Source organism: Streptomyces lincolnensis (genome assembly GCF_021173675.1).
GTDB lineage: Bacteria > Actinomycetota > Actinomycetes > Streptomycetales > Streptomycetaceae > Streptomyces > Streptomyces lincolnensis_B.
Map to the genome: position 1 here is coordinate 578333 of NZ_JAIHON010000004.1, position 14517 is coordinate 592849.

The 14517-nt window shown below is 67.5% G+C and carries 9 protein-coding genes; all 9 read left to right on the forward strand.

Annotated elements, in window-relative coordinates:
* The first annotated feature begins 55 nt into the window (after positions 1-55).
* The 9 genes from fxsA to fxsT (K4B79_RS13545) all read left to right on the forward strand — a co-directional run bounded on the left by fxsA (position 56) and on the right by fxsT (K4B79_RS13545) (position 14443).
* A complete protein-coding gene (gene fxsA, locus K4B79_RS13505; RefSeq protein ID WP_232026763.1) occupies positions 56-250 on the forward strand; it encodes an FxSxx-COOH cyclophane-containing RiPP peptide in 195 nt (64 codons plus the stop codon).
* A gap of 209 nt (positions 251-459) precedes the next feature.
* The gene (locus tag K4B79_RS13510; RefSeq protein ID WP_232026937.1) at positions 460-1635 is read left to right on the forward strand and encodes an FxsB family cyclophane-forming radical SAM/SPASM peptide maturase; all 1176 of its coding nucleotides are present in this window, start codon (positions 460-462) and stop codon (positions 1633-1635) included.
* Positions 1632-3134 carry an aKG-HExxH-type peptide beta-hydroxylase gene (locus K4B79_RS48255; protein ID WP_232026764.1) on the forward strand — a complete coding sequence of 501 codons (1503 nt, stop codon included), beginning with the start codon at positions 1632-1634 and terminating at the stop codon, positions 3132-3134. Before K4B79_RS13510 ends, K4B79_RS48255 begins: the two co-directional genes overlap by 4 nt.
* A 208-nt stretch (positions 3135-3342) precedes the next feature.
* Positions 3343-6354, forward strand: coding sequence for an FxSxx-COOH system tetratricopeptide repeat protein (gene fxsT / locus K4B79_RS13520; RefSeq protein ID WP_232026765.1), 3012 nt, complete (start codon positions 3343-3345; stop codon positions 6352-6354).
* A 104-nt stretch (positions 6355-6458) separates the two neighbouring features.
* Positions 6459-6869, forward strand: coding sequence for a CU044_2847 family protein (locus K4B79_RS13525; protein ID WP_232026766.1), 411 nt, complete (start codon positions 6459-6461; stop codon positions 6867-6869).
* Positions 6866-7810 (forward strand): AAA family ATPase, encoded by a 945-nt coding sequence (locus tag K4B79_RS13530; protein WP_232026767.1) that lies wholly within the window; start codon positions 6866-6868, stop codon positions 7808-7810. The genes K4B79_RS13525 and K4B79_RS13530 overlap by 4 nt, the downstream gene beginning before the upstream one ends.
* A 36-nt stretch (positions 7811-7846) precedes the next feature.
* On the forward strand, positions 7847-9739 hold the full coding sequence (locus tag K4B79_RS13535) for a magnesium chelatase (RefSeq protein WP_232026768.1): 1893 nt from the start codon (positions 7847-7849) through the stop codon (positions 9737-9739).
* Entirely contained in the window at positions 9729-11051 is a 1323-nt protein-coding gene (locus K4B79_RS13540; protein ID WP_232026769.1) for a CHAT domain-containing protein, read from the forward strand. The genes K4B79_RS13535 and K4B79_RS13540 overlap by 11 nt, the downstream gene beginning before the upstream one ends.
* Entirely contained in the window at positions 11045-14443 is a 3399-nt protein-coding gene (gene fxsT, locus K4B79_RS13545; RefSeq protein WP_232026770.1) for an FxSxx-COOH system tetratricopeptide repeat protein, read from the forward strand. The genes K4B79_RS13540 and fxsT (K4B79_RS13545) overlap by 7 nt, the downstream gene beginning before the upstream one ends.
* The last annotated feature ends 74 nt before the right edge of the window (positions 14444-14517 follow it).

Sequence of the window (14517 nt, forward strand, 5' to 3'; positions counted from 1 at the left end):
ACGCGCCCGGCACGGGAACGGGGGTGCGTGGGGGATACGGGGAGGGAGACGGTGGATGGGCGAATTGGATGATCTGCCCGACAGCGAGCAGCCGCCTTCCGGTCCCGCCGTACTTCCCGATCTCCTGGCGCTGAACCTCGCGGACCTGCGGACCATTCAGCATCCGGTTCTCGCCGAGGTGCTGGAGGAGCTGAGGGACCGGGCGGTCGAGCCGACCGAAATGCTGTGGGGTTTCAACAACTCGTTCTGATGCTTTCTCCCGTCGGGGGCGGATGGTTCCGGCCGTTCCGTCGGTCTAACAGGACACCTTCCGACGCGCGCGTTTGTGGCGCGGAGAATGCAGGGAAGGGCGCCTTGGACGGCCGTGCACAGGGGGGTGCTCAGGTGTCCGACGCGGTGATCGCTGGATCGTCGACGCCAGTGCCGAGCCCCACTCCCTTTCGCCAGTTCATTGTAAAGATGTACGGACAATGTAACCTCTCGTGTCGCTATTGCTACTTATATGCCGGTCCGGATCGCACCTGGCAGGATCGCCCCGCCGCCGCGTCACCCGTAACCCTGGAGCGCACTGCCGGTCGTATCGCCGAACACGTGGCGACACACCGCCTGCGATCGGCCTCACTGGTCATGCATGGCGGAGAGCCCCTGATCGCCGGAGCGCACACGCTCGCGCGGTTCGCGGCGGATGTACGGCGCCGAGTTCCCGACTCGTGTGTCGTGCACCCGACCGTCCAGACCAACGCCACCTTGCTGACCGAGCGCCGCATCGCCGTCCTCGCCCGTCAGGGCATACGCGTGGGCATCAGCCTCGACGGTGGACGCGCCGGCCACAACGCACAGCGAGTCGATCACGCAGGGCGTCCGTCCTGGCCCGCCGCGGCACGCGGCGCGAGGCTGCTGGCCGACCGGTTTCCGGAGTCGTACGCCGGCATCCTCACGGTCGTGGATCCGACGACCGACCCCGTCGAGTTGTACGAGTCGCTCCTCGAACTGCACCCACCCGCCCTGGATCTGCTGCTGCCCCACGGGAACTGGTCCGCCCCGCCGCCGCATGTGGCTGCGACGCTCACGGGTGGGGGAACCGCCCTCTACGGTGACTGGATCTGTGCGGTTTTCGACCGGTGGTGGCAAGGATCGCGACAAGAGACCGGAGCGCGGAAAGAGACCAGAGTGCGGTTGTTCGAGGAGTGCATCGCGCTGCTGCTGGGGCTGCCCTCGGGCACGGAGTCCCTCGGGCTCGCACCCTTCGACGCCGTCGTGGTCGAGACGGACGGATCCATCGAGCAGGTCGATTCCCTCAAGTCCGTTGCCGCCGGTGCTTCCCGGACCGGCCTCGATGTCTTTCGGCACAGCTTCGATGACGCGTTGCACCACCCCGGCGTCGCCGCACGGCAGGCCGGAGCCGCCGCTCTGGGGGCGCGGTGCCGGGCATGTCCGCTGGTGTCGGTGTGCGGCGGCGGTCACTACGCCCACCGCTACCGGGCCGGGCACGGCTTCGCCAATCCCTCGGTCTACTGCTCTGATCTGCAGAAGTTCATCCGGCACGTTGCCGGGAGACTTTCCGAGGCGGCGGACACCGCAAGGGCTGCCGCCGTACCCGTCGGAACTCCCTTCCCCCGAGGAGACTCCCGGTGATATCGGCGGTCCTTCCCGAGGCTTCGTTGCGTGAACTGGGGCGTACGGCAGGCAGTCCCGACACGCTCGCCCTGCTCGTCCGCGATCAGCACACGCGTCGGCTGCTCCTGCTGCGAGCCGTGCTGGATGCCGTCGAGGCTGCCGATGCGCGTGTCTGTCCGAGGCCCGTGCGTGCCCGTCTGCGGGAGGACTGGGCCCTGCTGGAAGCCGCGGACCGGTCGGGAGGGAGCGCCGGTGCGGGGGCATGGCCGGGGGCGGGTCTCAGGGCTTCGGCTGCTCTGGACCGGCTCCTCTACCCGCTGGTCGGGCCGTGGGCTCGGAACTGCCTGCGTTTGCTGGGGGGTGGGGCGGAGGAAGGTGACGGCGGCGACGACGCGTCCGGGGAGGGGGAGGGGTGCGTGCGGCTGCTTGAGCGTGATCTCGCCCATTTCAGCGCGCTCGCGGTGGCGGCGGCTGTCCGGGCGCGGGTGCCGTTCGCGGTGCGGCTCGTGGCGCGTGACGGCGTTCTGGTCATTCCCTCGCTGGGGGTGCTGCGGACGGCTGATGCGGGGGAGGTGCCAGTCGATGTCGCCCTTCGGGGGGAGCGGGTGACGTTTCGGCAGCCGGGCGCGGCGGCGGCAGACACCTCGGTCCGTCTGAACGCGGATGGCACGACCGTGCGGTCCGACACGGCCGCGTGGACCCCGGCGTACGCCTTGCCCGGTCTGGTGCCGGGCGCATCGGCCGTCCCGCTCGACGACGCCGATCCCTACCGTGTCGCCGGGCCTCAGGCCCGTCAGCAGGACCCGAGTGGTCCCGCGCACGTCGATCGAGCGGCGTGGGCCGGATGGCTGCGTTCCTGGGCGGGGACTGCGGCACTGCTGCGGCTCGGGGGTGGGCATCGGGTGGCGGAGGCCGTGGCTGTTCTGCGGTGTGTGGTGCCGTTGGCCACGCCCGACGTCTTGACCGCACAGACGCGCAGCACCGGGAGTTGCAGTGGGACCCGGAGGGAGGCCTTCGGCGCCGTTCTCAGCAGTTTTCCGCCCAATCCGGTCGCCTTCGCCGCGACTTTGGTGCACGAGATACAGCACGCCAAACTGGCGGCATTGAGCGAGATGGTGGTGTTGCATCACGCGGGGCCGGAGGAACGGTTCTTCGCTCCTTGGCGTCCCGGGCCGAGAAGGCCGTACGAAGCTCTCCTGCATGGGGTGTACAGCCACCTCGCACTTTCGGACTTCTTCCAGCGATGCGCTCTCGCCAGGGCGATGCCGCCCCTCCAGCGGGAGTTCGCATGGGACCGGCACGCGCGCCACCGGGAGCAGGTGAGAGCGGCACTCCCGGCGATCACCGAAGCGGATCATCTGACGCCCGCGGGGCGCCTTCTGGTCGACATGCTCACTGAAGAGGGTGCGCGCATGGACGCGGACCCACCACCTGCGAAAGTCCGCGAGAACGCTCGGACATACGTAGATCGGCTGCATCGGCAGTGGAGGCTGAAAAATGCTGCACCAAGTGGGTGATGGGGGGTGCCCTTACGTTTGGTTGATCGTTCCCGCGCGCATGCAAGATCACGAACAATGAGGCGAGTGGACGGACGGTAGGGCCGTGGAGCCGCGCGGGCGGTAGCACCGTGTGGCTCCACGCGGCTGAATGCGCCCTTTTCCGGCACCGTGCCCGCCTTTAGACTCGCGCACGGGCACCGAGTGCCTCGACGGGGGAGGTCGATGCATGTCTGGCATCCGCACGTCAGTTGCGCCGCCTGACGGGCGTGCGACCAGAGAGACTGTCACGATCAGTTTCGCCGGGTTCAACAGGGCTTGGGCGGCTTGGATCGGGGACCGGTTGGAGCGGCGCGGTCGCCGTGTCGTGTATGCGCGGTGGGACGCTCCGCCAGAGGTTCCGCTCATTGACCTATTGGAGTCTCTGAAGCTTGCTCAAGGACGGATTCTGATCGTCGTCAGCGAGTGGTATTTCCAGCTGGGACCTCGTACGCATGAGGAGTGGAACAACGCGCTTCGGCAGGTCGTAGCGCCCGACCCGGAGAAGTTCGCGGCAGTGTCGGTCACTACAGCTCCGGTGCCGACGGCCACTGCTGTCCTTGCTGCTTTCGATCTGATCAACGTGGGTGCGGAGGAAGCCGAGCGACGTCTGCTGGATCGGCTCGACATGCTTGGTGAACCTGTGCTGGAGCCGGTTGGTGGCGTGCGGCGCGGCCCACGCTTTCCGGCAGCCATGCCGGAGGTCTGGGGCCGGGTCCCTCGGCGCAACACTCGATTCACGGGCCGTGAATCGCTGTTGAACGACGCCTATCACCTGTTGCAGAGCGCCGAACCGGGAGCCGGAGTCCTGACCCTCCATGGGATGCCAGGAGTGGGTAAGACCCAGCTCGGGGCGGAGTACGTCTATCGCTTCGGGTCGGAGTACGACGTCGTGTGGTGGGTCAACTCGGAGACGCCGGCCACGTATCGGCGTCGACTCGCCGAGCTTGCGCCGAGGCTCGGGTTATCGACAGGGGCCGATTACGGCGAGCGGCTGCGCGCGGTGGCTGACGCGCTGCGTCGAGGTGAGCCTTATGCCCGGTGGTTGCTGATCCTGGACGGTGCGGATGAACCGGGGCAGATCTCGAACCTTGTGCCTACCGGGCCGGGGAACGTCCTGATCACCTCGCGGAATCCGGATTGGCGGCAGTACAACAGTCAGTTGATGGAGGTGCCGGTCTACTTGCGCGATGAGTCTGTGGCCTTCATTCGTCGGAGGGCCCCGCGATTGACGGATTTGGACGCCGGTCAACTGGCCGAGGCGTTGGAGGATCTGCCGCTGCTTCTGGACCAGACGGCCGGCTGGCTGGACGACTCCGAACTGTCTGTGCCGGACTACATCGCAATGCTGGAGGGTGGTATCGACCGAAGCATGGTGAGGGTTTCAGAGGACTCTCCTACGGCGTTCCAACAGGCATGGTCCATCCTCTTGAGGAAGCTGAGGCAGACCGTTCCCGAGTCGGTCGACCTGTTGCAGTTGTGCACGTTCTTCGCGCCCGGGTTTGTCCCTGCTGGCCTTCTCAGGCAACTGCCGTTGGAGGAACTGCCTGAGAGGGTTGCAGGATTGCTTGGGGACCCCTCCCTGTGGATCAAGGCGGTCAACCAGTTGCGCCAGTACTCGGTGGTCCGCGTGGAGTCGCACGAAACGGTCACTGATGAGGACGCCTCGCCCGGTCAGTCCTTCTATCTACACCGCATGGTGCACCAGATCGTGCACCAGGGCGTGTCGGACGAGGACGGTCGCATCTTCGTCGATGTAGTGCGGCGCGCTCTGGTGGCTGCTGACCCTCGGAGCCCCGATGACTCTCGATCTTGGGACAAGTACGCGGAGATCGTGCCCCACCTCAAGTATGCGGATGTGCTCCAGAGTAAAGACCGTTCCGTCCAGCGTCTGGTGCTCAATTGCCTTCGCTACATGTATAAGTCGGGTGAGGTTGCGGCAGGGCTCAAGCTCGGTGTGTTGGCCATGAAGACCTGGCGGGTTCTGTTGGGTGATGGGCATCCTCACTTCTCGGAATTGGGTCATCACTACGCCAACCTTCTACGGGGCGTGGGTGATTACCGGCACGCGGAGGAAGTAGGGCGTTCGGTCGTCGAGTCGCTTCGGCGACACGGCAAGGACCAAGGCTTGGAGGTCGTGCGTGCAACCAATGGCCTGGCGGCTGACATGCGTGGTCTTGCTCGCTACGGGGAAGCTCTGGAGCTCTCCGAGTGGCTCGTCTCGGCGTGGCGTGACCTTCGTGGTGAATCGGATCCCATGACCCTGAGGGCGCAGAACAACCTGGCGGTCTCGCTGAGGTGCTTGGGTCGTTATGAAGAAGCTATGGAAGTGGATCGGAAAACTCTGGGACTGCGTACAGAGGGTTTGTCGGCGCGACATCCAGATACTCTTGACTCGGGAATCTCGTATTCCCTTGACCTGCGTCTCCTGGGGCGGTATGGCGAAGCTGAGTCCATCCAGAGGGATGTCCTCAAAGAGTTGCGCAGAGTCCTTGGCTCTGACCGGTCCTTGACACTGTACGGAGAGTACAACCTGGCTTTGTGCCTCTATCGCAGTGGCGACCGGAGTCAAGCCGGCCCGTTGCTTGCCCGGGTAGTGGAACGTGGAGAGCGTGTGCTCGGCGACACGCATCCGAATACGTTGATCTTTGCCGCAGCTCTAGCATGTTTCACTCGCGAGCACGGTGATATCGACCAGGCAAGGGCGGTCAGCGAGTCCGTGCTTGCGCGTTACGAATCACTGCACTTGCAAGGGCACCCATTTGTCGCCGGAAGCCGCTCCAACCACTCCTTGATTCTCTGCAATGTCGGAGAGCGAGATCGGGCACACGAAATGGCCGAACGCGCCCTGGCTGACATGACCGCAGTAGTAGGTGAGCGCCACCCCTGGGCCCTCGGCTGTGCCATCAACGCATCCTTCGTCCGTAATCTCTCGGGTGACCCTGAGGCCGCAGCAGAACTTGGCAAGAGCACGACCGCCGGAGCCGCCGAGACACTGGGGCGCACCCACCCTCTGACCCTCTCTGCTCGCATCGCTCTCGCAGCCGATCTCCGAGACTTGCGGGATCGAAAGCAGGCCGAAAAAATCGAACAGGAAGCGTTGTCGGACCTGTCCGCGACTCTTGGTCCTCAACATGTCCACACGGTCGCTGCCCGTTCCCGTAAGCGCCCCTACTGGGACTTCGAGCCTTTGACTGTGTGAAAGGCGCGGTGTCGGTTCCCGGTGCGCATGATCTCTCGCGTGCCGGGGAATGACCCAGTTCTCTCAACTGCCGCACGCTATACGAGAGTTAGTCAGGGGGACGTGTGGTGATTTTGGTGGGACCTGTTCCGGAGGGGGCCGACGGGCCCATTCCTGTCGTAGTCGAAGCGGACCTGGCCGGCGAGTCACTCGACGACCTGGATGCCATCTACGGCGATGAGAAGACCAGAGACGGCGGCTCCACCCGTCGTGTCGTCCAGGTCGCTCAAGACGCCTACACCGAGGGCCTTGACCTGGCCCGGCGCTGTGCGTCCCAAGCCGTGCGGCGGTTCGGGGAGATGGCGGAGGAACTGCGGCCGGACGAGATCGAGATGCAGTTGGCCATCAAAGTCGACGCCGGCGTGGTGGCGTTGGTCAGGAGCGGAGCAGAGGCTCAGCTCCAGGTCACCTTCAGGTGGCGGACCGCGGGTGCCTCCGGGGCGCTATCGGGCAGCGGAGGGGGAAACGACTCGTGAGTCGTGCGGCGGAAGGCGTGCACATCCTGCCCTACAGCCGGGTCGTGGGGCAGGACGATCTCAAGCTGGCACTGGAACTCAACTACGTGTCGCCCCCCATCGGGGGTGTGCTCATGGCGGGAGCGCGGGGCACCGCCAAATCCACTCTCGTACGGGCTTTCGCCCTCATGGTGCATGAGGAACTGCCCGTCACGCTTCCCATCAACGCCACCGACGACCGGGTGGTCGGTGGCTGGGAACTCGACGCTCTGATGCGCGGCGAACCCCGGCCGCAACCGGGGCTGTTGGAGGAGGCCGCGGAGAAGGGGCTGCTCTACATCGACGAGGTGAACCTCCTCGACGACCACCTGGTCAACATCATCCTCGATGTCGTCTCGACCGGGGTGCTGTCGGTGCAGCGGGAGGGGCTGGCCACCGCCAAGCAGTTGTCCTTCGGGCTGGTGGGGACGATGAATCCTGAAGAAGGCGGTCTTCGGCCGCAGTTGCTGGACCGGTTCGGGCTCATGGTCGCCGCCAGTCAGCTGGACACGGACGCCCGTCATCGGACGATCCGGACCGTGCTCGACTTCGAGGAGGAGCTGACACGGAAGGAGTCCGTCTGGCTGGAGCAGGCGGCGCGTGACGACAGCGCGCGGCGGGACCAGTTGGAGCGGGCCAGAGACCGGGTGCCCGGCACGCCGATCCCCGAAGACGTGGTGCGGCTGTGCGCCCGGGCCGCCGAACGCGTCGCGGCCGTCGGTCAGCGTGGCGAGATCGTGGCGACGCTGGCGGCTCGCGCGTTGGCCGCGTTGGAGGGCGCGGACGAGGTGGTGCCCGGCCACCTGCTGCGGGTTCTGCCCATGGCCTTTCGGCATCGTCGGCCGGAGACTGCCCATGGGGGAACGTTCGAATGGGGGCCCGAGGACGAGTCCCGCGTTGAGGACCTCTTCGAGCCGGCCTGAGCCGCCATGCCCACCGAGCCGCCCCACGGGGCCGACATGCCTGCTGAGAATGTGCCGTCGACGGAAGTCGAGGAGCCCGACGAACTCGCTGTGAGGCTATGCCATGCCCTCGTCTGTGCCGCTGTCGACCCAGCGCTGTCCGGAGTGCTGCTCTTCGACCTGGAACCGCAGTTGCTCGACCCGGTGGCGCGTCTCTTCGCGCGGATACTGACCGGCGAACCTCGCTCTCCCGGGCCGCCGGTCATGCTGAGTGCCGCCAGCCGGGACGAGGACCTGTGGACACGCCCCGTGCTCCAACGGGGGGACGACGGCCTCTTGTTCCGCATGGAGCCAGGCCCGCTGATCGAGACGGACGGTCGGTCCGGGCCGCCCTCGCTGGTCGTCGTGCCGGACCTGACCAGGCTCAGCGTCGCCGGGATGCGGGCCGCGGTCCAACTGCTGGGCGCCGACGTGACCGTGGTGGAGTACGGGGGACTGAGCCATCGCGCTCGACCGCGGGCTCGTTGGCTGGCCGCCTGCCGATCCGCCGACGCGGGACGTCCCACCGGTCATCTGCTCGACAGGTTCGCCCTTCGTCTGCCTGCCTCCGGTCTCCGGCTGCCGACGGCCGACCACCTGCTCGGGATGCTTCCACCGACCTGGCTGGACATCGCACGCGACGCCCAGGATGCGTTGGTGCCGACCGCTGCCGTCAGCGACGAAGCCCTGGACCGCGTACACGAGTTGCTCGGGCCGGAGAGCAATATGCGCAGGGAGCTCTCCCTTGCACGACTCGCTCGTGCCCTGGCCACGCTCGATGGTGAGGGGACAGCCACCAGTGAGCACTGCGCGGCGGCGGCCCGGCTGATGGGGCTTGCCGTTGCGGAGGGGGCCGGGCGTGCGGAACCGACCGGCGATGCCTCGGGCTCCGCGTCGCGGTCGCCCCACCCGAGCAACCGGCCGTCGGAAGGCATGGGAGCACGGCGGCAGCCAGGACAGGACATTCCCGGTGCCGCTGAAACCGGTCAGCCGCTGCTGGAGACCGAGCCGGCCGAAGGGGTCGGAGCGGGACGTGGCGGCGTTCAGACCGTTCTCGCCACTCCGTATCCGGAGGACGAGGCCGAGGCGTTGCGGGACTTCGCTCCGTTGCGCAGCCCTTGGCAGCGTACGGCCGGGTCGGCCTCCCTGCTCGGGGTGGTGATCGGGACGCGGCGGGCCACGGACCTGAGCGACATCGCTCATGTGCGTACCGTGCGGGAGGCCGCCGTGCACCAGCGCATCCGGCGGACAAAGCGGTTCACGGTCTCGCCCGTCGACCTGCACAGCCATGTCCGTGCCAGCTCCCCGGAACACATGCTCGTACTGCTTCTCGACCACACCTGTCGGGGCGGTGACTGGGACTGGCAGGACACGCTCACGCCGTTCTTGGAATGGGCGTACACCAGACGCGGCGCCGTCCACATCATCGAGGTGGGGAGTGCGGAGACCGGCAATGAACTGCGTGCCGAGTCCTTCGCGGCACGCAGTGTCCTCGATCCCAGGATCCTGCCCGCGCTGTACCGGCCGGTGGGGCGGGCGAGCCCGCTCGCGGACGGTGTGGAGCAAGCGGTCCAAGCACTGCGTAGGTCCTTCCGGCAGCACGGCAACAGCCTCACCGAGGCATGGCTGGTCGTGGTGACGGACGGCAGGGGCAATGTGCCACTGAGGGCTAGCCGCACAGGGAGGTTGAGGAGTCCGGTGGGGACCGAGGGCGTGGAGGACACCCTGAAGGCCGCCGCCGGTGTCAGCGCCATGGACCGGACGCGGCTGCGGGTCGCCGTGATCGACGCGGGGCGGGAACCGTACGGGAGCTTGCCGTTCTCGCTCGCGGAGGCGCTGGGCGGCGCGGTGCTGGAAGGGCCGTCGACGCGCGTCCGGACGCGCGGGGGAGGCGGTGCCGGTGAGCGGTGAGCCGCCGCGTGCCGCCCGCTGGCTCACGGGCACCGGTACCGCGATACGGCGGGCCGCGTTCCCCGCGTTGCAGTCGGCCGCCAGGCGAGAATCCGCCGCCGTACTCCACTTACGCCGCCCGTCCGGGCCGCCCTCGGGAACGGGCAGCGGTCCAGGGCGGCCGTACGAGCGCCTGGAGGACGGTTGTGCCGTGCTGCGGGTGGTCCGGGCCGTGGGCGCGGGCGGGTACGACGGGTACCAGCTCCAGGGAGCCTGTGGCGACCTCACGGTCACCTGCCGGACCGGACCGACCCGGCTCATGGCGCCCGCCGTCAGCCTGGGCACGCTCCAGGAGAAGGGCGAGTTCCCGTCCGAGACCCTGCGAGCGATCCAGCACTGGTCGGCGAACCAGGGCGAACTCGCCGAGTGGATCAACCGAATACGTCAACGGCACGGCGAAGGACTGCGCCTCATCGTGTGGGACGACACCGGATTCGAGTTGCCCTGGGAACTGTTCTGGGTGCCTGCCGACGAACAGCACGGATTGGGCGGCGGGTTGCTGGGCGCCCTGCTCGTCATGGCGCGCTGGACCACTGTCCATGGTGAGGACGAGGGGTTGCCGCGCGAGACCGGCCCCTGCCGCGGCCGGGTCCTCGCCTACCTTCACGAGGACATGACCGATGACGGCAGCGTCTTCTCGCCGTACGACCACGCGGTGCACGACACGATGACACCGTTCCTCCAGGCGCTGGACCTTCCCATGCCCGACGATCGCACCGGGCTCGTCTACATGGGGTGTCATGGCACATACGGCGAGGCCGTCATGCGACTGACGCTCGGAGACCGGACGTGGGCGGAGTTCAACACCCGGGACATGCACGTGCTGCGCGAGGACCGCTCGCTGGTCTGCCTCAACGCCTGCCACTCGGGCCGCTTCGTGCCCAACCACGTCCAGGGCGAGGAGGCGCTGCGCGGATTCGCCGAACTCTTCCTGCGCAAAGGCGCGGGTGGCTGCATCGTCACCGCCGGCAAGGTCGGAGATCAGGAGGCGCGGGCGTTGGTGCGCCGCCTCCTCAAGGAGGTCGCGGCTCGACCCGACCTCCCCATCACCGAGACACTGCGGGACTTCCGTGCGCGCGCGGTCCAGGACTTCGGCACACTGGCGGCCATCCCCACGACGCGCAACGATGACGGACAGGTCGACAAAGTCGGACAGAAAAGGGTCCTGCGGCTGCTTTACGCGTTCATGTTCCACTACTACGGGCATCCGCGCACCACTCTGCGGCTCGTCGCCGGCGAGGAGCACAGTGCCGGGGGAGGGGACCCATGGTGAACCTCGACGAGCACCCGCTCCTCATCGAACCCGTCGTGGCCTGGCCACGGGTCGCCGAGACGGAATGCGACTACCTCGTCACCGTCGATCTGCGCGGCCCGCTCCCGGAGGGCTCGGACCCCGAACGGGTGTGGCCCTACCCGGAGGAGGAGTTCACCTTCACCGTCGCCCTCGACGGTTCCCCGTACTTCGTGTGCGCCGTCCTCGACGAGCCCAGTGTCGTCCTGCACCGCTTCGGCGGCACTTACGGCCCCGCCCATTTCAAGGTCTCCACGGGGCGGGCCACCGGCCACGGCGCCCTGTGGCTCACGGTCAGCAACCAGTGGGGCGTGCCCGTCCGCAAGGCCGAACTGCGGTCCGAGGTCCGGGAACGCGAGCCGGGGCGGGCACCGGCGGCCCGACTGGCCGAGGTGATGCGACAACGAGCCTCGTTGGTACGGCCGTCGGAGCGGACCGGCGACAGCTCTTGGAGTCAGGAGCCGGTGGCGGGTATGCGGGTCGCCGATATCCGGTCTACGGCGACTCCCGGCCCGGATACGCCGTCGTCGACCGCGCCACATCGGCGGCTGCGCCTCGGCAGGCAGACGATCACCATCAGCTTCACCCCCTTCGACCAGGACTGGGCCGACTGGATCAGCCACCGCCTGGAACAGCGCGGACACCGTGTCGTGCCCCAACGCTGGGATCCGCCGCGGGACGCGTCGCTCGCGGAGTCGCTGCGCGACCTGCTCCTCGCCCCGGGGCCGGTTCTGTTGCTTCTCAGCGATCAGTACCTGCTGTCCGGTACGCACAACGACGCTGAGTGGGACTCGGCCCTGCGAGAGGTACTCGTCCCTGAAGCCGAGCGGGTCGCTGTGGTGTCGGTGGCCCCCTCGCCCCCGCAGGCGTTCGCCCTCGATGCCATCAGCCTCTACGACGTCAGCGCCGACGAGGCCGAACGCCGACTCCTGGGCCGGCTCGCGCTGCCCGCCGACCCGGAACCGCGCTCCACCACCGGCGCCGCCGACGAGCCGCCCTTCCCGGTGCACACACTCCGGGTGTGGGGCAGGATTCCGGAACGCAACGAGCGGTTCACCGGCCGGGTCGCCCTGCTGAACACGGCGTACGAGCGACTTCAACGCGAGAACAGGGTCACTCTGTGCGGCCTGTCGGGCGTGGGCAAGACGCAGTTGGCCGCCGAATACGCCTATCGCTTCGCATACGGGTACCACGTCGTCTGGTGGATCAACGCGGGCAGCCGCGCCGCCTTCCGGCAAGGCCTCGCCGACCTGGCACCGGCGCTGGGGCTGCGCACGGGTACCGGTCACGGCGAGCGATACCGCGCGGTCCGTGAGGCGCTGCGCCGAGGGGAGCCGTATGGGCGCTGGCTGCTGATCCTGGACGGTGCGGACGACCCGGGCGAGGTCCGGGATCTCGTACCGACCGGGCCGGGACATGTGCTCATCACGTCCTGCAATCAGGACTGGGGCGACCACAACAGCGCGCTGGTCCAGGTGCCCGCCTACGATCGCGCCGAGTCTGTGGACTTCATTCGCCGGCGCGCGCCACGGCTGACCGATGATGACGCTCGAAGGCTGGCTGAGGCTCTGGCGGATCTGCCGTTGGTTCTTGACCAGACCGCCGGGTGGCTGGACGAGTCGGGCATGTCGGTGGCGGAGTATCTGGAACTCCTTGCCAGGGACTCCGCCACGGATGACCTTGTGGTGTCTCCTGATTTCCCCATGACGTTCCGGACCGCTTGGGCAGTCCTGTTGGAGAGGCTGCGGGCGGGCTGCCCGAACTCCGTACTGCTTCTGCGGTTGTGCACGTTCTTCGCACCCGATGCTGTGCCTTTGCGGTTGCTGCGGGAGATACCGGCCGACGGTCTGCCGCCTGCCGTAGCTCAACTGCTCACGGACACGGGTCGCTGGAACGAGGCCGTTGAGCAACTGCGCACGTATTCGGTGGTCCGTATCGAGCAACCGGCGCAGGATCCCGAGGGGGAAGTCCTGTCCATGCACCGGTTGGTGCACCAGACCGTCCGGGACGACATGTCTGCGGAGGAGAAGCGGGAACTCGCCGATGTGGCCTGGCGAGCGCTGGCGGCTGCCGATCCTGGAAACCCGGATCAGGCGGGAACGTGGTCGCGTTATGCCGACTTCGTCCCGCATCTGGAGTACACGGACGTGTTGTCCAGTGATGCCGAGGCTGCTCAGCAACTGGTCTTCAACTGCCTGCGATACCTGTACGTTTCGGGCGAGTACGAGACGGGCATCCGGCTGGCCGAGCAGGTCATGTCGGTCTGGCAGCAACTTCAGGACGGGAACGCGGACCTGCTCTGGGAGCTTGGGCATCACTACGCCAACCTGCTTCGAGTCGTGGGCGACTATCGGAACAGCGAGGCTGTGAGCCGGGCGGCGGTGGAGCAGTTCCGCTCGGTGGGTGGAGTAGGAGACTCCCGGTACTTGCGCGCTGCCGGCGGCCTCGCCGCGGATCTGCGGGCGTTGGGTCGTTTCGAGGAGGCGCTCGATCTGTCGCGGGAGGTGCATGAGGGCTATCGAGAGCGTCGTGGTGAACAACACGAGGACACCTTGGCGGCCGAGAACAACATGGCTATGTCACTCAGGTTGCTCGGCCGCTATGGCGAAGCTGCCGACATCGACCAGCGTGTGTTCCACGCTCGCGAGCGGGTGTTGGGGGCCGACCACTTCTGGACCCTGCTTTCAGAGGTCCACTGGGCGACCGATCTACGGCTCATGGGCCGCTACGAGGAAGCCCAACGTCGACAGAGGGCCAACGTGGGCAAATACCGGGAGGCATTGGGGGACAACCACCCCTATTCCTTCCAAGCGCTCTACAACCTGGCGCAATGCGAATACCGCGCCGGCGACACCGAGAGCGCCGGAGAGCGGTTCGCCACGGTGCTGGCCAGGTGCGAACGGCTTCTCGGCAAGGATGACCCACTCACCCTCATGTTCGCGGTCGCGCGCTGCTGTTACGCACGTGAGCACGGCGATGTCGATCACGCCCGTCGGCTGAGTGAGGCCGTGGTGGACCGGTACGAGCGTCGGCTCGGCTCCGCACACCCGTACTCGGCGGGAGCCCGGGCCAATCACGCCCTCATCCTGCGCACCGTCGGCGAGCACAGGCAGGCGCGCGCATTGGGGGAACGGGCACTCGCCGACATGACGCAGGCCGTGGGGGCGACTCATCCCTGGACACTCGGCTGTGCCGTGAACGTCGTCGCCGGCAGCCCCGACCGTGCTGTCGTAGCCGAACTCGGCCGGGAGACCGTGGCGCGGGCCGCCGAGCGCCTCGGTGCCGATCACCGCCTCACCCGCGTCGCGCGGGCCGCGCTCGACGAGGACAACGGCCGCCGCATCTACTGGGACTTCGAACCGCAGACCACCTGACAGGACATGACACGACGAGAGGGGCCCGCCCCCGGAATCCCAGGAGCGGGCCCTTCTCGCCTATCAGACAGGCC

What these genes read in the sequence shown, in the direction of transcription:
- fxsA (WP_232026763.1), top strand. Translation starts at nt 56, where the DNA reads ATGGGCGAATTGGATGATCTGCCCGACAGCGAGCAGCCGCCTTCCGGT.
- K4B79_RS13510 (WP_232026937.1), top strand. Translation starts at nt 460, where the DNA reads ATGTACGGACAATGTAACCTCTCGTGTCGCTATTGCTACTTATATGCC.
- fxsT (WP_232026765.1), top strand. Translation starts at nt 3,343, where the DNA reads ATGTCTGGCATCCGCACGTCAGTTGCGCCGCCTGACGGGCGTGCGACC.
- K4B79_RS13535 (WP_232026768.1), top strand. Translation starts at nt 7,847, where the DNA reads ATGCCTGCTGAGAATGTGCCGTCGACGGAAGTCGAGGAGCCCGACGAA.
- fxsT (WP_232026770.1), top strand. Translation starts at nt 11,045, where the DNA reads ATGGTGAACCTCGACGAGCACCCGCTCCTCATCGAACCCGTCGTGGCC.